Here is a 22,961-nt window from a genome sequence, read left to right on the forward strand (position 1 = left end):
AATATATTTGTATGAGATGACGTTTGTGGTCGCGATTTTGCGCGCCAGTCAAACGCCCAAATATCGATCTTGAAGCGCGGGAGTGAGTTGCTCGGGCGTGCCGGCAAAGACGGTTGTGCCTTTTTCCAAGACAAAGCAACGATCGGCCACGGGCAGCAACTCCGCCAGCGTCTTATCGACAACAAGGATCGACTGTCCCGCAGCCTTCAGCTTTCTAATGGCTGCCCATATGTCCTGCCGGATGACCGGAGCCAGACCCTCCGTGGCCTCGTCGAGCACAAGCAGGCTAGGGTTTGTCATAAGCGCCCGGCCGATGGCGAGCATCTGTTGCTCGCCGCCCGACAATGTATTGGCGAACTGGTCGCGGCGCTCATTCAGGCGCGGAAATAATTCGCCAACTTTCTGTACAGTCCACTCATTGCCTCTTGCGGCAGCCAAAAGGTTTTCAAGCACTGTCAGATTGGGAAAGCAGCGCCTGCCTTCCGGCACCAGTCCCAGCCCGAGCCGAGCTATCTTGTGCGGTCGCAGACTGGTTACCTGTTTGCCAGCAAAGCTGATAGCGCCGGAGCGCGCACGGACAAGACCGAAGATCGAATTGATGGTTGTCGTTTTACCCATTCCGTTGCGGCCCATCAGCGCGACGACTTCGCCTTCATTCACGTCCAGATCAACGCCGAACAATGCCTGCGAAGCACCGTAAAACGTCTCCAGGCTTTTGATGCTGAGAAGTGTCATGCGGCTTCTCCGAGATAGGCCCGGCGCACTTCGGGATCATTGCGAATGTCATCAACTGTTCCCGACGCGATAATGCGCCCGTAAACCAGAACAGATATGCGGTCGGCAAGGGCAAATACGGCGTCCATATCATGTTCGACGAGCAGGATCGGGGCCTCGTGACGCAGGGCGTCGAGAAATCCGGTCAAGGCCTTGGAGCCTTCCGGACCCATGCCCGCCATTGGCTCGTCAAAAAGGAATGCTTTTGATCCAAGTGCCAGCGCAATGGCAATTTCAAGCTGGCGGCGTTCACCGTGGGATAGTTCAGCCGCAGGCAGGTTTGCACGCTTGGCCAAGCCAACGCGCTCCAGCATTGCCATAGCAGGCTCCTTCAAACTCTTGTCAGTCATCACGGGGCGGAAGAAACGAAGGCTTGAGCCCTGCTGCGCCTGCACGGCCAGCATAACATTGCGTAAAGCGGAAAATTCCGGAGCAAGCGACGATATCTGGAAACTGCGACCAAGGCCGCGACGGGCGCGCTCGGGCATGCCGAGCCCTGCCATATCCTCGCCGAGAAAGCGGATCGTGCCGCTATCCTGCCGGATGGAGCCGGATATCTGGTGGATGAGTGTGCTCTTGCCAGCGCCATTGGGTCCGATCAGGGCATGGATTTCGCCGGGGCGCAGATCAAGGCTCACGCCATCGGTCGCTTTCAAGGCACCGAAGCTCTTGCGCAGCTCTCTAATTTCGAGGATGGGCTCAACCATGACGCGCCTTTCCTGCAAGAAGCCCAAGCAATCCGCCGCGCGCGAAAAGCACTACGCCGAGAAGAATGAGCCCGAGAAAGAATTGCCATCTCTCTGTAATGCCGCCGAGCGTATATTCGAACAGAACATAAAGCATGGCACCGGCAAGAGGGCCAAAGAGCCTGCCTTTGCCGCCCAAGATAATAAGTACGATCAACTCGCCGGACATGTGCCATGACAGCATTGAAGGGCTGGCAAAACGGTTCAGATCCGCAAATAGTGCGCCTGCCAGACCGGTCACCATGGCCGAGATGATAAAGGCTATGAGCCTGATATTGAAGGGTGCAATGCCAACCGCAGCAAGCCGCGTATCATTCTGCCTTGCTGTTTGCAGCGCTGCACCGAAACGCGAGCCACGGATGAGCGCAAATAGGGCCATCGCCAGAAGCAGCAATGCGTAACAGATGAGAAAAAAGGGCAGGGGCTTTGCCGTATTGATCAGCGGAAATGAGTTGCGAACGGATAGGGATAAGCCATCCTCGCCGCCATAGGCGGGCCATGAGATAGCGAAGTAATAGATCATTTGCGCGAAGGCGAGAGTGATCATGATGAAATAAACGCCTGAGGTGCGCAGACTGATCGCGCCGATAGGCAGTGCCACCAGTCCGCAGACAGTGAGCGCGACGAGCCATATCCACGGCATTGAAGTGGTGCCCTCAAAGCCAAAGAGCATGGGTTCCGCGTTGAAGGCGTGGGTGGCCAGAATACCGGCCGCATAGCCGCCTATCCCAAAGAAGGCCGCATGTCCGAAGGATACCAGTCCGCCAAGTCCAAGCGCTATATTCAATCCGACAGCGGCAAGGGCCAGAATGGCAACACGGGTCGATAGTGTGACGTAGAATGGTTCGCCGACAGCCATGGCGATCAGCGGGACAGCCAGCAATATCACTGCCAGAACTAAATTAATGATGGTTTCGCGTGCGATCATGAGCTTGTGATCCTTACGCGGCAAACAGGCCGCGCGGCCGGAATGCGAGGATCAGGGCCATGACAATATAGATCAGCATGGAAGCGAGTGCGCCACCGACCATTCCGGCCTGTGCGGCGGGAAGGATCAGTGCGAGAGTCTTGGGCAAGAGAAAGCGCCCCATTGTATCAATGAGGCCGACAAGAATAGCGCCGATCAGCGCGCCTTTGATGGAGCCGATACCACCGATGACGATGACCACGAAAGCGAGGATGAGGACGGGCTCCCCCATGCCGACCTGAACTGACTGCAAAGCACCGACCAATGCGCCTGCCAGTCCGGCCAATGCCGCTCCAAGCGCAAAGACGATGGTATAGAGCGTCTGGATATCAATTCCGAGCGCTGCGATCATCTCGCGGTCAGACTCGCCCGCCCTGATGCGCATGCCAAGCCTGGTGCGCGAAATGAGGAGATAAAGCCCCAGCGCGACAGCAATGCCCACCGCGATGATGGCAAGGCGGTAAAGCTGATATTGCCCGCCACCGGGCAAGGAAATGGCACCCTGCAGAAGAGGCGGAATATCCAGATAAAGCGGAAAGGATCCAAAAATCCAACGCGATCCTTCCGAGAAGATCAGGATCAGCGCAAAAGTCGCCAGGACCTGATCGAGATGGTCACGGTCGTATAGTCGCCTGATGACCACCACTTCCATAATAGCGCCCGCCGCTGCTGCCGCGGTAAGACTGGCAATGAGCCCCAGCCAAAACGAACCTGTGGCCGAGGCTACAACCGCGCAAGCGAAAGCTCCGATCATATAAAGCGAGCCATGGGCGAGATTTATCAGCCCCATCACGCCGAAAATCAGCGTCAGGCCAGCCGCCATGAGGAACAGCATCACTCCGAGCTGTAGCCCGTTGAGAAGTTGCTCGATGAGAAGTGCAGTGGACAAGGCAGCGTTCCCGGATTCAGCGCAGGGTTAAACAGGACACCCGCCGCAGCGCGGCGGGCTCAATGTACTAGATGCGGATTACATCTTGCACTTGTCTGCGTAAGCATCCTTGTGGTCTTCAAAGGCAGTCGCCACGATCTTATTGGTCAAAACGCCATCCTCCTTCACCACTTCGCGCACATAGACGTTCTGGATCGGATGGTTATTATTATTGAACACAAACTTGCCACGCACCGACTTGAAGTCTGCCGCTTTGAGCGCCGCCTTGAAAGCTTCCTTATCCTTTACGCTTGCTTTCGACAGGGCTGCAAGAATGAGGTTTGCCGTATCCCAGCTTTGTGCCGCATAGATCGAAGGCAAGCGCTTATATTCAGTCTTGAAGGCTTCGACGAACTTCTTATTGGCGTCATTGTCGAGATCTTTCGACCATGTCGCCGAATTCTTCACACCTAGCGCCGCATCGCCAATAGCCCCCAGCACATCCTGGTCGAACGAGAAGCCCGGTCCCATAACAGGCGTCTTGACGCCGGATTGCGCGTACTGCTTCATGAAGGAAATTCCCATGCCGCCGGGCAAGAAAAAGAATACGGAGTCGGCACCTGAATCACGGATCTGTGCGATTTCAGCCGCATAATCAGTCTGACCAACCTGGGTATAAACCTCGCCGGCAAGTTCACCCTTATAGAAGCGTTTGAAACCAGTTAGTGCATCCTTGCCTGCAGGATAGTTGGGCGCAAGAATGAAGGTCTTTTTGTAGTCCTTGTTGGCGTACTGGCCCATGGCTTCATGAAAATTGTCATTCTGATAGGCCACGTTGAAATAGTTCGCGTTGCAGTTCGCGCCCGCCAGTGCCGAGGGCCCGGCATTTGGCGAAAGATAGATAATATCCTGCGCAACAGTATTTGGCACAACGGCCATGGCAAGGTTGGACCAGATAATACCTGTCAGCAGGTCAACCTTGTCGCTTTGGATCATTTTTTCTGCCAGTTGCACTGCAATTTCAGGCTTCTGTGCATCGTCCTCGATAACAAGTTCGATATCCTTGTTTCCGGATTGCTTCATGGCCAGAGTGAAGGCATCGCGCATGTCGATACCAAGACCGGCTCCACCACCGGAGAGCGTGGTTATAACGCCGATTTTTACCGGTTCCGCATAGGCAGCGCTGGCCAATGCAAGGCTTAACATACTGGTTGCCAGAATTTTCTTCATATCATTCCCCTTTATAGGTGTTCCCATTATTTGTTGTTGTTTGGTCGTGGAGCGGTGAGCGAACTTTCCAGAATTCCAGACAGAGTTCAACCTCTGATAAGAGCCCTTACGGTGCCTCTCCTGTTCGCAGCCTGAATCGTTGTACTTTGCCGGTCTGGGTCTTTGGTAGACTGTCAATAAACTTCACGGAACGCGGATATTTATAGGGCGCAATCAGCGTCTTCACGTAATCCTGCAAACGCTTGATAGTGGCATCATCCCGCGTCGTTCCCTCGATCAGAACGACGAATGCCTCGACGATCTGCCCACGCTCATTGTCCGGTTGGCCAACGACCGCGCATTCGAGAACTTCAGGGTGCGATAGCAGGGCCGCTTCCACCTCGGGACCGGCTACATTATAGCCGGCTGTCAGGATGATATCGTCCGAGCGCGCCGCGAAGTGGAAGAATCCGTCCTCATCCTGATAAAAGGCGTCGCCGGTCAGGTTCCAGCCGTCGCGGACATATTCGGTCTGACGGTCGTCGGCCATATAGCGGCATCCCGTCGGTCCGCGCACTGCAAGTTTGCCGACTGTGCCCCGAGGCACCTCGCGCATGTCCTTGTCCACGATCCGGGCGGTATAGCCGCTCACCGGCTTTCCGGTGGAAGAGGGCATCAGGTCGGCAAATCGATTGGAAATGAAAATGTGCAACATTTCCGTAGCGCCAATGCCATCGAGAATCGGCCTGCCAGTCTTTTTCGTCCATTCTTCAAAGACAGGGCCGGGAAGAGTTTCGCCCGCCGAAACAGCCACTCGCAGGGAGGAAAGATCCGCTCCCTCATCCATAGCTTTCAGCATGGCTCGATAAGCCGTTGGAGCAGTGAAGCTTATTGTTGCCTTATAAGTTTCAATGATTTCGATCATATTGGGTGGAGTGGCATTCTCCAGCAAAGTTGCAGCTGCTCCGAACCGCAGCGGGAAGATTGCAAGACCGCCGAGACCGAAGGTGAAGGCCAAAGGTGGCGAACCGACGAATACATCGTCCGGTGTAACACCCAGCACTTCCTTTGCATAGGCATCGGCGATGATAAGAAGATCGCGATGGAAATGCATGGTGGCCTTGGGCACACCGGTGGTGCCCGAAGTAAACCCGAGCAATGCAACGTCGTCCCGGCCGGTCTGCACGGCAGAAAATTCATGAGGTTTGCCCAAGGCGGCGCGGTCAAGCTCTGCGTCATGGCTGGCGGTGCCGTCAAAGCCAATCACTTGCTTGAGAAATGCGCTGTCCTTGGCGCAGGCAATCAACTCATCCATCAGGCGCGTGTCGCAAAGCGCCAGCGATATTTCTGCCTTGTCGATGATTTTGGTCAGTTCTCCGGAACGGAGCATGGGCATCGTATTGACGACAACGGCACCGGCTTTGGTGGCCGCAAGCCAGCAAGCCACCATCGCAGGATTGTTGGCAGAGCGGATCAACACCCGGTTGCCCGGCTTTATACCATAATTGGCAACGAGCGCATGAGCCAACTGGCTGGTCCACTCGGAAAGCTCCCGATAGCTACGCCTGCGGCCATTGCCTATCAGGGCAGTGCGGTCACCAAAGCCTTTTTCCACCATGCGGTCGGTCAGCTCAACCGCGGCATTGAGATAGTCGGGATAGTCAAATCCATCGAGACAGAATTCCGGCCACAGTTCTGGTGGCGGAAGATTATCTCGCGTAAATGTATCGGTATGAGCTGTCGGTCCTAGCATTCTGCGGCTTCCCCTGCCTGCTTTCGGTCATGTCCCGGCTTCTATGTCCGGTCATGTTGCCTGGTTCATGTTTCCCAATTGCTGCGAAATGATTTGAGCATGACAGCAAGATGGCGCGCGTCTTCATCGCCAATGCCGCCAAGCAGTTCACCCACCCATTTTTCGTGTTCCGTTGCGATCTGCCGAAAGAGGGTCAAACCTGAATCGGTCAATCTGACAATCGATGTGCGGCGATCACCCTCGCGGCTGGATCGAACCACAAGTCCGTCCGTTACCAGCCTGTCGACGATCACCGTGACATTGCCGTTCGAGACCAGCAGAAAGCGCGAAAGGTCGCTCATCAGCAGGCCTTCAGGCTCGCGATTAAGCGCGGCCATCACGTCAAAGCGGGGCAGCGTCATGTCAAATGCAGATTTCAGCCGCAGGCGTAATTCGTTTTCAATTGTTCTCGATGCGCGCAGCAAGCGGATCCACAAACGGAGCCGATCCTTGTTGCCGAGGCCCGTATGTTGTGCGGTTTTCGAAGCGCCAGTATCGTTCATCGGTCACCACTGTTGGAGGCGAAGTTAATTCCAGACGTGCCATGCTTTGCTTTGACCACTGTGACTTCTCCAAGCTGACTTTATGCAGCATGACACAGCTCAAAATTATTTCAAGTATGAAGTTTTAAGGTTGAAATAATTTCAGCCGATTGAGACGGAAAATATAACGAATGTAGCAAGCCCGTTTGGAGCAATTCGTATATAATATGACTTGAACGCTCATATTATATACGCTAGTCAACCCGCTCATAAACGATTGTTTCCCTCTGAGGTCGGGCAGGATTTATAATGCAGAATACCCGTTTGACAGCAACCGCGCGGGTCAATCTCCCCACGCCGCTACACTATCTCAATCAATTGGCAGATCACTTTGCTGAGCATGGCGATGTTGTGCGGACGGAACGCACGGGCCAGATAGAGTTAAGCTACGGCACAGCAACAATCGAAGCCGACGAAGAATCCTTGTTGCTTCGCGCGGAAAGCGTCGATGAAACCGGCCTTGCATATATGAAGTATGCCATCGCCGACCATGTTATCGAATTTGCGCGTAAGGAAGACCCCAAAATCATATGGGCTGGTCATGGTGCAGCAGGGAGTCAGTTGCCATATTTTCGCGAGATGCGTGTTCTATCGGCAAAGAGCATTTCCCCGAATATGAGGCGGGTGCGCTTGTGCGGCAAGGATATGCAGAGGTTTGCCTATGGCGGCATGCATGTCCGCATTCTTATTCCACCGGCGGACATAGAGGTTCCGCAATGGCCTGTAACCGGTGAGGATGGCCGCCCGGTCTGGCCGGAAGGCGATCACAAGTTGATTTCCCGCGTTTATACCATTCGCGATATCAACCCCGAAAGCGGTGAGGTTGATATTGATGTGGTGATACATGACGGCACGCCGGGGTCCGAATGGGCGCTGGGTGCGGCTGAAGGCGATGTCGTCGGTATGACGGGCCCAGGTGGCGGCGATGCTGATGACGCGGATTGGTATTTGCTGGCAGGCGATGAAACGGCTTTGCCTGCCATTGGCCGGATCATTGAGCGGTTGCCCCGGAACGTGAAAGTTGTTGCGCGCATCGAGGTGGATAGTTCTGCGGACGAGCAAATTTTCAATTCTCGATGCAGCCTTGATCTGCAATGGCTGCATCGCAACGGTGCTGCAGCCGGAACGATGACATTGCTTCAGGATGCCGTAAAATCCGTCGCGCTACCTTCAAATGGCGAGCGGATATTTGTATGGTCAGGTTGTGAATTTAATGGCTTCAAAGCTATTCGCAATTATGTGCGCAAAGATCTGAAGCTTGCAAGAACACAACATTTGGTTGTTTCCTACTGGCGACGCGGCGTTGCCGACGAATAGTTCGCTGTTTGATACAGCGACCTAAATCTTTGTAACTACGCAATTCCAGATGCAAAACCGCTTCACACTTTTGCTGGAATTGCTCTAGGGGCCGAAATGACATTCCATCCACGCATGACAAGCCGGGTAGAAGGTATTTCGCTGGTTGAGGAACTCAAGTGGCGTTCCTGGACTGGCGTGATCGCCGATGTCTGGTCTGTCAGGTGTGATCCCGACGCCAATGGTGAATATGTCTCCGAAGACCCACGCCTGTTTGTCATCCTCGACAAGTCCGGTTCCGGCAATTTCAACCTGTCTCTTGACCCGGCAATCCGGTGGGTCAGCCAAGCATGTACACCGCATTCCATGAGTTACATTCCAGCAGGATTGCCCATTTGGGGGCACCTTGAGAATGTACAATATTTGCGACACCTGGATCTGCATCTTGACGTAGGTACTTTGCGGCGGCGTTTTGCCGATGAATTCATCGGCGACAGGCTCTCCATCCCCCGCATCATGTTCTCCAATGATAAAATAGCATCTCTTTCCCGGCTGATAGCTGACGAATGTGTCAGCGAGCGACCGCTCCACGCTCTCTATGGCGATGGTTTGACGATGGCTCTTTTTGTCGAACTTTTTCAAATTGGCGAGATAAAGAAACGTCAACGCAGTCAATTATCGCCGCGGCAACTGCGCGCCGTCACAACTTATATCGAGGAACATTGCCTGCGAAATATCCGCTTGCAGGAACTTGCTGATCTGGCCGGTCTTTCCCAATCCTATTTCAGCCACGCGTTCAAAGCGTCCACGGGCGTTGCACCGCATCAATGGCAAATGAGTGCGCGCATCAGGAAAGTACAATTGCTGTTGAGCAAATCAAATGCCTCTTTGACGAATGTTGCCTCAGCTACCGGTTTTTCTGATCAGGCGCATCTGACGCGCGTGTTCAAGCGCTTGGTCGGCGTGACACCAGCCGTGTGGCAGCGAGAGCGTAGCTGATACCACCACGCTGAATAACGGACCAAAAACATTCAAATTACAGCAGAAAGCATCAATCCTGCGGCAATAAGTTGATATATGAACTCAACTTATATTATACGCGATAAATGACTGGTTCATCCACCGGCAGGTCGCGTTGGCGGGCATTTGCAGGGGCTTATCATGCGCAGTACATACAAATCATCACTTATATTATTGTTGGGCAGTTCGGCTGCTTTGTTATCCTTGTCGGCGGCGAATGCTCAAACAGCCGACTCTACTATCCGTTTGAATGAGATCGTTATCGAAAGCGGTGGGGATGGCTCCGCTACCGGCCCGCTAACAGGGTTCGTGCCAAAGCGTACCGCTACCGGCTCAAAAACCAGCACGTCGATTGAAGATATACCCCAGTCAGTTTCGATTGTTGGACGAGACCAGATTGACGCGCAGGGCGCCCAGAAAATCGATGAGGCATTGCGCTACAGCGCAGGTGTATTTGCGCAACCATTCGGTGTCGATAATGATACGAACTGGATTTACATTCGCGGTTTCGATGCGACCGCGAAGGGCACTTATCTCGATGGTCTGCAGAACTTCAGCTATGGCTTTGGAGGCTTCCTCATCGACTCCTTCGGGATCGAGCGCATCGAGGTTTTGAAGGGCCCTGCGTCTGTTCTTTATGGCGGGAGCAATCCCGGTGGTATCGTCAATTATATCAGCAAGCGACCGAATGGTGAGCGTATCCGTTATGTCGAAACCGGCATTAATAGCTATGGAAACGGATATATTGGCTTTGACATTGGCGATAAAGCTTCAGACGCGGTTGACTACCGCATTAACGGTAAGATTGGCGGCGGCGACAATTACACGGATTCTTCCGAAGAATTTCGTGGCGTCATCAATCCAAGCATTACCTGGAAGCCGGATGATGCAACCAAGCTGACACTGAGCGCCAACTATACCCACCTTGATGCTACCCATGATGGTGGCGGTTTCCTGCCCTATTACGGCACCGTGGTACCCACCAAATTTGGAAAGATCGACCCGAAATCAAATTTCACGGAACCGTCAATTGATCGATACGATCGAGAACAAGCCTCGATCGGCTACGAGTTTGAGCATGAATTCGACAATGACTGGACGTTTCGTCAAAATGCCCGCTACGGCCATAGCAGTGTCAAAGAACACTCGCTCTACGCATTTGGCTATGCAAGTGGTCCATTTGGTTTTGCAGAACAACCAGACCTCACCGATAATCTGTCGCGGATAGATTTCGAACACGATACGACTGTAAACAATGTTCTGATCGACAATCAGCTGGAAGGGGTTGTTAATACGGGTGCGATTGAACACACCCTGCTGTTCGGCGCTGAGTATAAATACTTTAATATCGATCAGGTGCAGATAAGCGGTAGCGGTACGCCGATCAGCGCAGGCGATCCGGTCCACGGTGCTCCACAAGCTTCTCTTGGAGAGCCCTATATCGATCAGGTGATAAAGCAGCATCAGGTCGGGATTTATGCTCAGGATCAGTTGCGGTTCGGCGACGGCTGGCTGGTTACGTTGAACGGGCGTTATGATTATGTAGACACAGAAGCTACCGGGCTTCCAACCTATAAGGGCAATGAAGGTCGGGCGAGTGGACGGGCTGGTATTGCCTATGATTTCGCCAATGGCATTACGCCCTATGCCAGTATTGCAACTTTTTTCAGTCCGGAGATTGGCGTTACCGGCAATCTCGAATTTTTCAAGCCGGAAACGGGACAGCAATATGAAGTTGGCGTGAAGTATCGTCCTGAGTGGTTTGACGGGCTAATTACCGCGTCGCTATTCGATCTTACGAAGAAGAATGTTGTAACGGGCGGCTTCCGGCAGGAAACGCAGATAGGCGAGGTAAATTCTCGCGGCTTTGAGATCGAAGCCCAGGCAAATATCAATGATGCGTGGAAAGTAACAGCAGCTTTCACCGCTTATGATCTGGAAGTGAAGGATGATGCCGATGAAAGCATTATCGGCAAGCGTCCATATCTTCTGCCAGAGACTCAAGCCTCTGTTTTTGCTCAATATACGGTTCCAACCGGGAAACTTGCAGGGCTGGCGCTCGGCGCTGGTGTCCGTTATGTAGGCTCGAGCTACGCAGACAAAGCCAATACGCTTAAAGTTCCGGACGTAACTCTGCTTGACCTGAAGATCGGCTACAAGAAAGACAATTGGGGCGTTGATCTGAATGTCACCAATGTTTTCGATAAAGAGTTTGTTTCAGGCTGTCAGGGTGTAAATGTCTGTGCCTATGGTGAGGGACGCAAAGCGCTTCTCAAAGCTCACATGACCTGGTGAGCGTCGTTTATAATTGCTTGCGGATCACCAGATGGCCTGGTGATCCGATTTCAGACAAAGTACTTTGATGATTGTCATAAACCGACGTGCCGTACTTGCTCTATCGATGGCAGCGATTTTGCCTGACCGGTCGGCGTGGGGGCAGGAAAAGCGCATCGCCATCGTCGATTGGGCGATGCTGGAGACGGCTCTTGCCATCGGCATCGTCCCTGTTGCTGCCACTGAGCTTCTCCAGTTTCGATCCATTGCGGTCGAGCCGCATGTACCCGAAAGCGTCGCTGATCTTGGATTGCGTGGCACGCCTAACTTCGAAATGCTGCGCATGGCTGCGCCGGACATTATTCTCAGTTCCAATTTTTATGAATACCGGCGAGCCAGCCTGGAGAAGGTTGCGCCTGTATTTTCAATGACAGTTTATGAGCCGGGAACGCCGCCCTACGGGCTTGCCGAAAAAGTTGCATTGGGGCTTGGTGACAAACTTGGCCGCAGGGAAGAAGCTGCCGCTTATGTTGCAGAGACATCGGCGCTGATCTTGGACCTGCGGATGCGCTTGAAGTATCATGCTACCCGCCCGCTTTTCATTATCAATATTGGCGACGCCCGGCATTTTCGGGCGTTTGGGGCTGACAGCATGTTCGGCGACGTCGCCGGGCGGCTGGGTTTTACCAATGCATGGGGACAGGAAAGCAGCTATTCCGCCGCCGCACCCGTTGGAATGGAGGCACTCGCTGGCGTGCCGGAAGCTTCGATCCTTATTGTGGGGCCTGTCCCGCCGGAAGCAGAAAACCTACTGCCGCAAAGCGGTTTATGGAATGCTCTTCCCGCTGTGAAGGCGGGCAGAGTGGCAACGCTTGACCCGATCAACCATTTCGGCGGCTTGCCCGCTGCCCGGCGTTTCGCGAGACTGTTTGCGGGCTCGTCGCTTTTTTCAGGCAGTGCCAGCAATGATTGAGCCTAAAGCGCTTAACAGAGGGCTGCTGCTCTGGGGTACTTTGTTGATCGTGGCCGCATCGCTTTTTGCCGGGCAGATCGCCGCGCAGTTTAGCCTCGCCACACGTGTCGCGCCGGAATTTGCAGGATTGCAAAAGCTCATTTTGATGGATTCCATTTTGCCTCGCAGCGCAATGGCAATTCTTTGTGGTGCGGCGCTCGGCTTTTCGGGAGCCTTGCTCCAGAGGGTATTGCGCAATCCCTTGGCAGAACCCTCGACCCTCGGGATTTCGGCGGGCGCGCAACTGGCGATGGCGATAGCCATGCTTTACTTCCCGGCGCTTATGGAAGGTGGACGAGAAGCCGTTGCCCTGGCAGGCGGACTTATCGCCGTTGCGCTCATTCTGTCGCTGACATGGCAGCGCGGTCTCGAACCCGTTTCCGTGGTTCTGGCCGGGATGATGGTTTCGCTGACCGCGACAGCGGCAAGTGCGGCACTTATCCTTGCCAATGGCGAATACATGTTTTCACTATTCATTTGGGGCGGGGGATCGCTGGCTCAGCAAAGTTGGGTGCCCGTATCGGGAATTATCTGGAAAATTCTGCTTGCGTGTGCAGCATCCATTGTTCTGCTGCGCCCGTTATCCATTCTCGGTCTGGATGATGCCAGCGCCAAAAACCTTGGTGTAGCTCTTCATGGTACGCGTTTTCTCGTTATTGGACTTGCCGTCTGGCTTGCAACAAGCGTTACTGCCGAAGTTGGTATTATCGGCTTTGTCGGACTGGCCGCGCCAGCTCTGGCACGACTGACAGGCGCGCGCTCACCACGGCAAATGTTGGCGGCCGCCCCGCTGGTTGGCGCGATCCTGCTTTGGTTGGCGGATGGGTTTGTGCAACTGGCTGCTGGCTCCGGCGGCGAGCGTATTCCAACAGGTGCTGCGACAGCACTGCTTGGAGGCCCATTGCTTCTTTGGCTGCTGCCGCGATTGCGCATGTTTGAATGGCCTTCGCTCAATGCCAAACCTGCGCCATCCCCGCGCGCACGCAGGCCAGCATGGACGGTTGCCGTGCTTGTCATCCTCACGGGTTTAGCTGCCGGGATCGCACTCGTGCTGGGGCGCGGCCCGGAAGGCTGGGTAATCGCGCGCGGCGAACTCCTTGCCGATCTTTTGCCGTGGCGCTGGCCGCGGACGGTGATAGCTGCAGCATCGGGTGCGATGCTTGCCGCCGCAGGGCAGGTCATGCAGCGTGTTACCGCCAATCCTCTCGCCAGCCCCGAAATTTTGGGCGTTGGTACAGGCGCGGGCGTCGGGATCGCCGTGCCCCTTATGTTGCTTTCGGCCCCAAGTCAGATTGTTCTATTGGCCGGCGCCATGGCGGGTTCAATTATCGTTTTAGCCTTCATGCTGGCAATGTCAGCGCGCAGCGGCTTTGGGCCTGAGCGCCTCTTGCTTTCCGGCATAGCGATGGGTGCTTTGTGCAGCGCCATATTGACTGCAATTATTGCCACGGGAAGCCCGCAGGCTTTCATGCTGCTCGGATGGGTTAGCGGTTCATCCGCAGAGCGCCTGCCGGAAGAAATGTGGGTGGCGTTGGTTGCGCTTGTCCTTCTGGTGTTGCCGCTTGTTTTCACCACGCGCTGGCTTGATATGCTGCCATTGGGGCGGCCTGTCGGTTTGGAAACGGGGCTGCCTATTCGGATGAGCCGCGGCATATTGATCATATTATCGGCATGCCTGACCGCAGTTGCATCGCTTTTCGTTGGCCCTTTGAGTTTTGTCGGTCTGATTGCACCGCATTTTGCGCGTCTGATCGGGCTGCATAGACCATTGACGGGTCTCATCGGAGCCATGCTGATCGGAGCTTGTCTCATGGTCTTATCGGATTGGCTTGCCCGCATGGTGGCATTCCCCTATCAGCTGCCGCTCGGGCTGTTCGCATCGCTGATTTCGGGACCGTATTTGATATGGTTGCTAAGCAAAGGCGGTCGAAACTGATCAGCCGCGCATAATCATGTCGGCGGCTTTTTCGGCAATCATGATTGTCGGCGAGTTCGTGTTGCCGGAAACTATCGATGGCATGATCGAAGCATCGGCAATGCGAAGACCTTGAATGCCGCGGACCTGCAATTGCGGATCCACAACAGAGTCCGGATCAGCGCCCATCCGGCATGTCCCTGCCGGATGAAAGATGGTGGTCCCGATTGCACCGGCAGCTTCAAACAGTTCGGCATCGGTCTGATATTGTGGTCCCGGTTTGAATTCTTCCGGCTTGAACTTTTGCAGCGGTTTTTGCGCGACTATGTTGCGCGTGATGCGAATAGAGTCAGCGGCGACCTGCCGGTCGCTTTCGGTGGTCAGGTAGTTCGGCCTTATGGATGGGTGGGCGCGGTGATCCGGCGATTTAATGTGGACAGTGCCGCGGCTATCCGGGCGCAAATTGCATACACTCGCGGTAAAAGCCGGAAAAGCGTGAACATTTTCGCCAAATTTTTCGAGCGATAGTGGCTGGACGTGATATTGCAGATTGGCAGTGGCGAATGACGGATCTGAACGGGTGAATACGCCAAGCTGACTGGGTGCCATCGACATGGGCCCTGATTGGCGCACAAGATATTCCAAAGCAATTGAAGCCTTCCCCATTAGCCGATTGGCCTTCTCATTAAGCGTCGGAATACCCGTTACTTTGTAAGCACAGCGCAGTTGCAGATGATCCTGCAAATTCTCCCCTACGTTGCGGCGCTCCAACACCGTCTCAATACCGGCTGCCTGCAAAACGTCGCCTCGGCCTATGCCGGATAGTTCCAGGATTTGCGGCGATCCGACCGAGCCTGCGGAAAGAATGACTTCTCGCCGGCACTGCACCGTGCGCACCATGCCAGCCTGTTCGAACTCAATGCCTTTGACGCTCAAACCATCAAGAATGAGCTTGCGAACATGCGCACCGGTCTGGACCGTGAGATTGGAGCGGTTCTTAGCGGGTCGCAGGAATGCTTTCGAGGTATTCCAGCGAATGCCACGTTTCTGATTTACCTTGAAGTAAGAAGACCCTTCATTGTCGCCGCGGTTGAAATCGTCGGTTCGCGGTATTCCCGCCGCCTCCGCCGCGTCCCTGAAAGCATCCAGAATATCCCAGTGAAGCCGCGCTTCTTCCACGCGCCATTCGCCGCCTGCACCATGAAATTCATCTGCGCCGAGATAGTAATCTTCCGATTTTTTAAAATAGGGAAGCACATCATTCCAGCCCCATCCGGTGCACCCGTCCTGCCGCCAAAGATCATAATCGCGGGCCTGACCGCGCATATAGATCATGCCGTTGATGGATGAACATCCGCCAAGAACTTTGCCGCGAGGATAAGCGAGGGACCGCCCGTTCAATCCCGCTTCAGCCTCGGTTGAAAAGCACCAGTCGGTGCGCGGATTTGAGATGCAATAGAGATAGCCCACGGGAATATGGATCCAGTGATAATTATCCCTGCCGCCTGCCTCCAGCAACAATACGGAGACATCTTTGTTTTCCGATAGACGGTTTGCAAGGGTACACCCCGCCGTGCCGGCACCGACAATGACGTAATCATAGAGGTCGCTCATGATCAGTTTTCCGACTTGCCTTCCAGCCTTTTGCCGAAACGCGAAGCATACAGCTCACCGATAATCCCGCGGCGGAACACGAGGACACATATCATGAAGATGATGCCGGTGATTACGGTGACTGGGAATTCGGAAGTTGCCAGATAGTTCTCAAGCGCCGAGATGAGGGCAGCACCAAATACCGGGCCGACCAAAGTACCTATCCCACCAAGCAGGGTCATGAGCACCACTTCACCCGACATTTGCCAGCTGACATCGGTCAGTGTTGCGAACTGAAAAACAATCGCCTTGATGCCGCCTGCCAGCCCCGTGAGCGCCGCTGACATGACAAAAGCTGCCAATTTATATCGAGCGACAGAATAACCAAGCGAGATGGCGCGAGGCTCATTCTCCCGGACTGATTTGAGGATCATGCCGAATGGTGAATTGATGATGCGCCAGATGATGAACATGCCCAATAAAAAGACGGCAAGCACGAAGAAATACATATTCAGCGACTGGTTCAAATCGATGAAGCCGAACAGATGGCCGCGCGGCACGCCCTGAATGCCGTCTTCGCCGTGTGTAAATGATGCCTGCAGACAGAAGAAGAAGAACATCTGCGAGAGGGCGAGGGTGATCATCGTGGAGTAGATGCCCTGACGCCTGATGGCGAAAAAGCCGATAATCAAACCTAGAAACGCAGCCCCTGCAACGCCAACGAGAATACCCAGTTCGGGCGAAAATCCCCACTCCTTCACCGAATGGGCAGTGAAATAGGCAGCGCCGCCAAAGAAGGCGGCGTGGCCGAACGAAAGAATGCCGGTATAGCCAAGAAGGAGATTAAAAGCGCATGCAAACAGAGCAAAGCACAGCACCTTCATCAGGAAAACTGGATAGAAAAAGAAGGGCGCAAGCACGAGAAGCGCAATGCCTGCAACGATCAGCGTAACTTCCAACGACAGATTTTTTTGTCTTGGTGCGGTGAGGGCGGATTGTGTCATGTCATGCATCCTTTCCGAAAAGACCTGCGGGACGCACAAGCAGCACGATTGCCATGATCACGAAGATGACGATGTTGGAGGCTTCCGGGTAGAAGACCTTTGTCAGCCCCTCCAATATGCCGAGCATATAGCCGGTTATGATGGCGCCCAATATGGAGCCCATGCCGCCAACGACAACAACCGCGAACACGATGATGATCAGGTTTGATCCCATGAGCGGACTGACCTGATAGATTGGTGCCGCCAATATTCCGGCAAGACCGGCAAGCCCAGCGCCGAGGCCATAGGTAAAGGTGAGCAACAAAGGAACGTTGATACCGAATGCGCGGACCAGCGTTGGATTTTCTGTCGCCGCCCGCAGCTGTGAGCCCAGTCGGGTCTTTTCAATGAGCAGCCACGTTCCAAGGCAAACAACCAAGGATGCCAGCACCACAAAGCCACGATATTTCGGCAGGAACATGAAGCCGAGATTATAACCACCTGTCAGAGCGCTTGGAACGGCATAGGGCTGACCTGCTGCGCCATAATAATAACGGAACATGCCTTCCAGAACGAGCGCGAGGCCGAAGGTGAACAGCAAGCCATAGAGGTGATCAAGATTATAAAGACGCGAGAGCGCGACGCGCTCGATGAATGCACCAGCGAACCCGACAATAATGGGAGCCAGTATCAAAGCTGGCCAATAACCAATGCCGAGTTCTGCAAGAAGCAGGTAACCAACGAATGCGCCGATCATATACTGCGCGCCGTGGGCAAAATTGATGACGCGCAGGAGGCCGAAAATGATCGCTAGTCCAAGGCTGAGCATTGCATAGAAGGAGCCGTTGATGAGGCCGATCAACAATTGCCCGAGAAAAGCCTGAAGGGGTACCCCAAAGATCATTGTCATTTCAAACTCCCAATGCTTCGTTGAGCATGGTCATGCGATCCGGCAATTCCTGAACCGGAAAATTGTCGATGATCTTTCCGTGATCAACAACGTAAAAACGATCCGCTACCTTGCTGGCAAAACGGAAGTTCTGCTCAACGAGCAAAACTGTCATTCCCCTCTGCTTCAAGGTAACGAGCACCTCGCCTATACGTTGAATGATGACGGGCGCGAGGCCTTCGGTTGGTTCGTCAAGCAAGATCAGTTTTACACCGGTGCGCAGAATGCGCGCTATTGCCAGCATCTGCTGTTCGCCGCCGGAAAGCTTGGTGCCGGGGCTGTTGCGGCGCTCTTTAAGGTTTGGAAAGAGATCGTAAATCTCTTCGATCGACATCCCGCCATTGGCAACGACGGGCGGAAGACTCAAATTCTCGTCAACCGATAGCGTTGCGAAGATGCCGCGTTCTTCCGGCACAAAACCAATACCGGCATGCGCTGCGCGATGAAGCGGCACGCGCATCATGTCCTTGCCGTCGAAAGTAATCGTACCCGTGCGCTTGCGTATGATGCCCATGATTGAACGCAAGGTCGTCGTTTTGCCAACGCCGTTGCGTCCCAGCAGGGTTACGGTCTCGCCCTGATGAATATCGAGATCAATGCCATGCAACGCATGGCCTTCACCGTACCAGGCATGAAGATTGCGGACTGTGAGAAGAGGTTTTTTGTCAGTCATGCTCGGTCCCCATATAGGCAACGCGCACGCGTTCATCCTGGCTGACTGTCTTGTAGTCGCCTGAAGTCAGTATTTCGCCGCGCTGAAGCACGGTGACCTGATCGCAAAGATCCGCGACGACTTTCAAATTATGCTCAACCATAAGAATGGCGCGGTCCTTGGCGACCTCACGAATAATATCGGAAACGATGTGCACATCCTCATGGCCCATGCCCGCCATTGGCTCATCAAGCAGCAGCACTTTCGGGTCAAGCGCTAGTGTCGTTGCGATTTCAAGAACTCGTTTACGGCCATAGGAAAGATCTGCCGCAAGCCTGTTGCGCGCATCTGTCAAACCAACTGCATCGATAAGTTCGTTGGCGCGCTCGTTCAATTTGTTCAGGGCGCTCATCGGAAGCCAGAATTGCGTCGATAGATGTCCTGGCCTCTGCAATGCGACACGAACATTATCCAATACGGTCAGATGCGGAAAGACGGCCGATATCTGAAAAGAACGCACCAATCCCATGCGCGCCACACGTGCCGGATCGGTTTTCGTTATATCATGATCAAGCAGCATGATGGTGCCGCTCGAGGGCTGCAAAAACTTTGTCAAAAGATTGAAGACCGTGGTTTTGCCAGCTCCGTTTGGTCCGATCAAGGCATGGACTTTGGCATGATGGACATCAAGGTCAACATTGTTGACAGCAATAAATCCACCGAAATCACGGCGCAGGCCACGGGCGGAAAGAACCACCCGTGACGTCTGATTATCGGGTGTGCCGGGAGAGGATTGTCCTCCCCCGAACGCAGTTGCGGCAGAACTGGTCATGCTTGCTACTTGACCAGATTGCAGCCGCTTTCGGCTGGTTTGATATAGGCTTCGTCGCCTGGTACCGTGGCCAGAACCTTGTAATAATCCCAAGGTGCCTTGCTTTCGTCCGGCTTCTTGACTTCCATCAAATACACATCGCTGATCAGGCGGCCATTCGCGCCGACCTTCGCGCCCCGTCCGAATACGTCATCGACCGGCATTTCATGCATCGCGGCAGCGACTTTTTCCGTATCGTCCGTCCCTGCCTTCTGGATGGCCTTGAGATATTGCGTTACGCCGGAATAGGTGGCGGCGTGAATCATATTGGGCATGCGGCCGGTGCGGTCGAAGAACTTCTTGCCGAAAGCACGCGATTCATCATCACGATCCCAATAGAAGCTTTCGGTCAGGGTCAGGCCCTGCGCCGCTTCGAGGCCGAGACCGTGAACTTCCGCCAGTGTAAACAGTAGGGCTGCGAGGCGCTGGCCGCCTGCAACAATGCCGAATTCAGCAGCTTGCTTGATGGCATTGGCAGTATCAAGACCGGCATTCGCGAGGCCGATGACTTTTGCGCCCGAGGACTGCGCCTGGAGAAGGAATGAGGAATAATCACTGGTTGCCAAAGGATGGCGGACCGAACCCACGACCTTGCCGCCCTTGGAGGTAACATATTTGCTCGTCTGTTCTTCCAGCGAATAGCCGAATGCATAGTCAGCTGTCAGGAAGAACCAGCTATCACCGCCAGCGCCCACGAGTGCGCCGCCAGTGCCAACGGCCAGCGCGTGCGTATCATAAGCCCAATGGAAGCCGTAAGGTGAGCATTGCTTGCCTGTCAGTTCCGCAGTTGCAGCACCGGTAACCAGATCGATCTTCTTTTTCTCTTTGGAGATGCCCTGAACGGCGAGAGCCACCGAGGAGGTTGTCAGTTCCATGATGGAATCGACCTGCTCTGTATCGTACCACTGGCGGGCAATGTTAGAAGCAATATCGGCTTTGTTCTGGTGATCCGCTGAAATGATCTCAATTGGTGCATCAAGAACCTTGCCACCAAAATCTTCAGCCGCCATCTTCGCAGCTTCAAACGACCATTTGCCGCCGAAATCCGCATAGACGCCAGACTGATCATTCAGAATGCCGATCTTGACCTTGCCATCGGAAATTTCGGCGCTGGCTGCCGGAATCACTGTAGCTGCCATCAAAGCAGCGGTTACGACGGTTAAAAGCTTCATTCTTCTCTCCTCCCAAAGATTAATTGTCTAGCTGGGCATCAAATGATGACCGCCATTGGTGAACTGGATATAATTGTCATGTGCTGATCGCGAACCAGCGATTAGCTCGCCTTCGCTTGGTAGTTCCCTCCCTCGATCCAGCCCATTCTTGCTGAACATTGTTCTTCCCATGATTGCGCCGTTTCTCCCGACCGGCAACCATGTTGTTGAAAAAAGTCTAGCATTGACAAATAAGTACACAAACATCTAATTTTGCACATATTCCGTACAAAAATGTACATGAAGGCTTTGCACACAAATGCGACAGTTCACATGGGATGATCTCCAGTATTTTCTGGCTGTCGCCCGCACCGGCCAATTGACCACAGCAGCGCGGCGTCTGCGGACAAATCACGTGACCGTTTCGCGCCGGATCGAGCGATTGGAAGAGGCGCTGTCGGCCCGCCTGTTTGAGCGAAATCCGCGCGGCTATATTGTTACCGCGCTTGGGGAAAAACTGATTGAATCTGCGGAGGTCATGGAGCGCGAAGCAGAGCGTTTTCAGAATGAAGCATCGGGAGGAACTGTATCACTTAGCGGTGTGGTCCGGCTGAGCATCCTTGAGGGGTTCGCCAATTTCTTTCTGGCAGACCGTTTGCCGCTGATGACACAATCATACCCGGGGCTATCCGTGGAAATGGTGACAATTCAGCAGATCGTATCCTTGTCGCGGCGTGAAGCGGACCTATCAATAACGCTCAACGCCAGCCGGACAGGACGCTATCATCAAGAAAAGCTGATGCCATATCGGTTGTTCGTTTACGGTTCGGCAGACTACCTGGCGCGGCACGCAACAATCAAACGACAGGCGGATCTCTCAGAGCACCGATTTATCGGTTATATTGAGGACATGATATTTACGCCCGGTCTCGATTATATGCGCGAGATACTTCCGGGTTTGCGTGCATCCTATCAAAGCTCCAGCATTTTCGCCCAGCTTAGCGCGGCGCGCACCGGTTTTGGCTTGTGTATTTTGCCTTATTACATTGCTTGCAACTATCCCGAACTCGTTCCGGTCCTTCCCAAGGAATTGCACCTCAATCGCGACTATTGGCTCATTTGTCATGAGGATATTGTAGGTACGCCGCGCATCAGAGTGTTGAGCAATTTCATTAAATCTGAACTCGAAAGCCAAGCCGCCGATTTTGCCGGTCAGCCGCTTATGGATGGCTCGTAAAACGAGCCGGCGACAGGCGTGAAAGCAGGGGTTCCACATTGGCGTCGGGAGCGCGTCCCCGGATCAAAGCTGCTGCAAGCGCCGACAAGGCTGGCGAAGTCTGGATACCGTAACCGCCTTGTCCTGCAAGCCAAAAGAAGTCATCCACCGAATCATCAAAACCCGCGACAGGAGTCCTGTCCGGCGCAAAGGTGCGTAGGCCTGCCCAGCTACGCTCGACCCGATTGACTGGAACGGTGACAGCCTGCTCGAAGCGATAGAGACCTTCGGCGAGGATCATATCGTCAACATAGGCATCATGCGGCTCGACGGGAATTTCGTCGGCGGGCGAGACAAACATGCGTCCGCCATCGGGCTTCAGATACCAGGCTTCGTTGACATCATCGACAAGCGGCCAATTGCGGGTGTCGTGACCATCGGGCGCTGGTAGAACTGCAATCGAGCGGCGCAGCGGCGTTAGCCCAAGAGGCTTGGCGCCAAATATTGCGGCTGTCAGATCTGCCCAGGCACCAGCGGCGTTGATAATGATCCGGGCGCTGAAAACCTTGTCGGATGCATTGACAATCCAGCCACCGGCAACGCGATTGGCGCTGGTGACTTCGGTATTGGTAAAAAGTCGGACGCCCAGCGCCGATGCCTTGCGCAACCAGCCCTGATGAAGAGCGTTGACGTCGATATCTTGTGCATCCTCTTGATAAGCGGCGGCTTTGACGTAGTCGCGACTGAGGATGGGTACCAGAGAAAGCGCTTTGTCGACAGAAATAGCTTCTACGCCAATGCCGTCTCGGACAAATTCTTCGCATGTCGCAACGCCATCTTCATCGGCGACCGTCAATGATCCCCGCGCTGTCAGCAATGGTTCGGGAAAAAGGCCCGTGTCTCGATGGTGAAACATCGGTGCACTGGCTCGGTTTAGCCCACGAATGACTTCATTGCCATAATTTGGAATGAAGATTGCCGCCGACCGTCCGGTAGAATGATATCCGGCCTGACTTTCGCGCTCTACGACAACAACACTGTGCGTGTCAGCCAAGGCGGCCGCGACACCAGCGCCAGCAATGCCTGCGCCGATGACAAGGACGTCGGTTTCAATAGTTTCACTCATCATTG

The 22,961-nt window shown here is 54.2% G+C and carries 20 protein-coding genes; 6 read left to right on the forward strand and 14 right to left on the reverse strand.

Annotated features, from left to right (window positions below):
- Window positions 1–48 precede the first annotated feature (48 nt).
- The 7 genes from V9K92_RS21265 to V9K92_RS21295 form a co-directional block, all read right to left on the reverse strand.
- Window positions 49–735 carry an ABC transporter ATP-binding protein gene (locus V9K92_RS21265; RefSeq protein ID WP_337354894.1) on the reverse strand — a complete coding sequence of 229 codons (687 nt, stop codon included), beginning with the start codon at window positions 733–735 and terminating at the stop codon, window positions 49–51.
- Window positions 732–1,481 (reverse strand): ABC transporter ATP-binding protein, encoded by a 750-nt coding sequence (locus V9K92_RS21270; RefSeq protein ID WP_337354895.1) that lies wholly within the window; start codon window positions 1,479–1,481, stop codon window positions 732–734. The genes V9K92_RS21265 and V9K92_RS21270 overlap by 4 nt, the downstream gene beginning before the upstream one ends.
- Entirely contained in the window at window positions 1,474–2,448 is a 975-nt protein-coding gene (locus tag V9K92_RS21275) for a branched-chain amino acid ABC transporter permease (RefSeq protein WP_337354896.1), read from the reverse strand. The genes V9K92_RS21270 and V9K92_RS21275 overlap by 8 nt, the downstream gene beginning before the upstream one ends.
- 13 nt (window positions 2,449–2,461) lie before the next feature.
- Complete coding sequence (locus V9K92_RS21280) at window positions 2,462–3,376, reverse strand: branched-chain amino acid ABC transporter permease (RefSeq protein WP_337354897.1); 915 nt, start codon at window positions 3,374–3,376, stop codon at window positions 2,462–2,464.
- Window positions 3,377–3,454: 78 nt separating this feature from the next.
- Window positions 3,455–4,585: an ABC transporter substrate-binding protein gene (locus V9K92_RS21285; protein ID WP_115053369.1), complete on the reverse strand. Its 1,131-nt coding sequence runs from the start codon at window positions 4,583–4,585 to the stop codon at window positions 3,455–3,457.
- A gap of 106 nt (window positions 4,586–4,691) precedes the next feature.
- Window positions 4,692–6,317 (reverse strand): AMP-binding protein, encoded by a 1,626-nt coding sequence (locus V9K92_RS21290; protein WP_337354898.1) that lies wholly within the window; start codon window positions 6,315–6,317, stop codon window positions 4,692–4,694.
- 65 nt (window positions 6,318–6,382) lie between these two features.
- Window positions 6,383–6,859 (reverse strand): MarR family winged helix-turn-helix transcriptional regulator, encoded by a 477-nt coding sequence (locus tag V9K92_RS21295; RefSeq protein ID WP_307275560.1) that lies wholly within the window; start codon window positions 6,857–6,859, stop codon window positions 6,383–6,385.
- Between the two features lie 288 nt (window positions 6,860–7,147).
- Between V9K92_RS21295 and V9K92_RS21300 the strand changes: the two genes are divergently transcribed.
- From V9K92_RS21300 to fhuB, 5 genes are all read left to right on the forward strand, one after another.
- Window positions 7,148–8,215, forward strand: a complete 1,068-nt coding sequence (locus tag V9K92_RS21300) for a siderophore-interacting protein (protein ID WP_337354899.1) — start codon at window positions 7,148–7,150, stop codon at window positions 8,213–8,215.
- A 96-nt stretch (window positions 8,216–8,311) separates the two neighbouring features.
- Complete coding sequence (locus tag V9K92_RS21305) at window positions 8,312–9,193, forward strand: helix-turn-helix domain-containing protein (RefSeq protein ID WP_337354900.1); 882 nt, start codon at window positions 8,312–8,314, stop codon at window positions 9,191–9,193.
- A 162-nt stretch (window positions 9,194–9,355) separates the two neighbouring features.
- Window positions 9,356–11,509, forward strand: coding sequence for a TonB-dependent siderophore receptor (locus tag V9K92_RS21310; RefSeq protein ID WP_337354901.1), 2,154 nt, complete (start codon window positions 9,356–9,358; stop codon window positions 11,507–11,509).
- Window positions 11,510–11,576: 67 nt separating this feature from the next.
- The gene (locus V9K92_RS21315) at window positions 11,577–12,461 is read left to right on the forward strand and encodes an iron-siderophore ABC transporter substrate-binding protein (protein ID WP_337354902.1); all 885 of its coding nucleotides are present in this window, start codon (window positions 11,577–11,579) and stop codon (window positions 12,459–12,461) included.
- A complete protein-coding gene (gene fhuB / locus V9K92_RS21320) occupies window positions 12,454–14,436 on the forward strand; it encodes a Fe(3+)-hydroxamate ABC transporter permease FhuB (protein WP_337354903.1) in 1,983 nt (660 codons plus the stop codon). The genes V9K92_RS21315 and fhuB overlap by 8 nt, the downstream gene beginning before the upstream one ends.
- Here fhuB and V9K92_RS21325 read toward each other — a convergent pair whose 3' ends face one another.
- The 6 genes from V9K92_RS21325 to V9K92_RS21350 are packed head-to-tail and all read right to left on the reverse strand — an operon-like array spanning window position 14,437 to window position 20,635.
- Window positions 14,437–16,029, reverse strand: a complete 1,593-nt coding sequence (locus V9K92_RS21325) for a GMC family oxidoreductase (protein ID WP_337354904.1) — start codon at window positions 16,027–16,029, stop codon at window positions 14,437–14,439.
- Between the two features lie 2 nt (window positions 16,030–16,031).
- Window positions 16,032–17,012, reverse strand: coding sequence for a branched-chain amino acid ABC transporter permease (locus V9K92_RS21330; protein WP_115053378.1), 981 nt, complete (start codon window positions 17,010–17,012; stop codon window positions 16,032–16,034).
- Between the two features lies 1 nt (window position 17,013).
- Window positions 17,014–17,901: a branched-chain amino acid ABC transporter permease gene (locus tag V9K92_RS21335; RefSeq protein ID WP_115053379.1), complete on the reverse strand. Its 888-nt coding sequence runs from the start codon at window positions 17,899–17,901 to the stop codon at window positions 17,014–17,016.
- Between the two features lies 1 nt (window position 17,902).
- A complete protein-coding gene (locus V9K92_RS21340) occupies window positions 17,903–18,613 on the reverse strand; it encodes an ABC transporter ATP-binding protein (RefSeq protein ID WP_115053380.1) in 711 nt (236 codons plus the stop codon).
- Window positions 18,606–19,424, reverse strand: coding sequence for an ABC transporter ATP-binding protein (locus V9K92_RS21345; RefSeq protein ID WP_307275531.1), 819 nt, complete (start codon window positions 19,422–19,424; stop codon window positions 18,606–18,608). Before V9K92_RS21345 ends, V9K92_RS21340 begins: the two co-directional genes overlap by 8 nt.
- A gap of 5 nt (window positions 19,425–19,429) precedes the next feature.
- A complete protein-coding gene (locus tag V9K92_RS21350; protein WP_115053809.1) occupies window positions 19,430–20,635 on the reverse strand; it encodes an ABC transporter substrate-binding protein in 1,206 nt (401 codons plus the stop codon).
- A gap of 298 nt (window positions 20,636–20,933) precedes the next feature.
- On the opposite strand from V9K92_RS21350, the gene V9K92_RS21355 reads away from it, so the two are divergent.
- Window positions 20,934–21,851: a LysR family transcriptional regulator gene (locus tag V9K92_RS21355; RefSeq protein ID WP_115053382.1), complete on the forward strand. Its 918-nt coding sequence runs from the start codon at window positions 20,934–20,936 to the stop codon at window positions 21,849–21,851.
- Here the strand turns inward: V9K92_RS21355 and V9K92_RS21360 are convergent.
- Window positions 21,835–22,956: an FAD-dependent oxidoreductase gene (locus tag V9K92_RS21360; RefSeq protein ID WP_115053810.1), complete on the reverse strand. Its 1,122-nt coding sequence runs from the start codon at window positions 22,954–22,956 to the stop codon at window positions 21,835–21,837. The genes V9K92_RS21355 and V9K92_RS21360 overlap by 17 nt on opposite strands.
- Between the last annotated feature and the right edge of the window lie 5 nt (window positions 22,957–22,961).

Origin of the sequence: Phyllobacterium sp. CCNWLW109, assembly GCF_037203905.1 — a bacterium.
GTDB lineage: Bacteria > Pseudomonadota > Alphaproteobacteria > Rhizobiales > Rhizobiaceae > Phyllobacterium > Phyllobacterium ifriqiyense.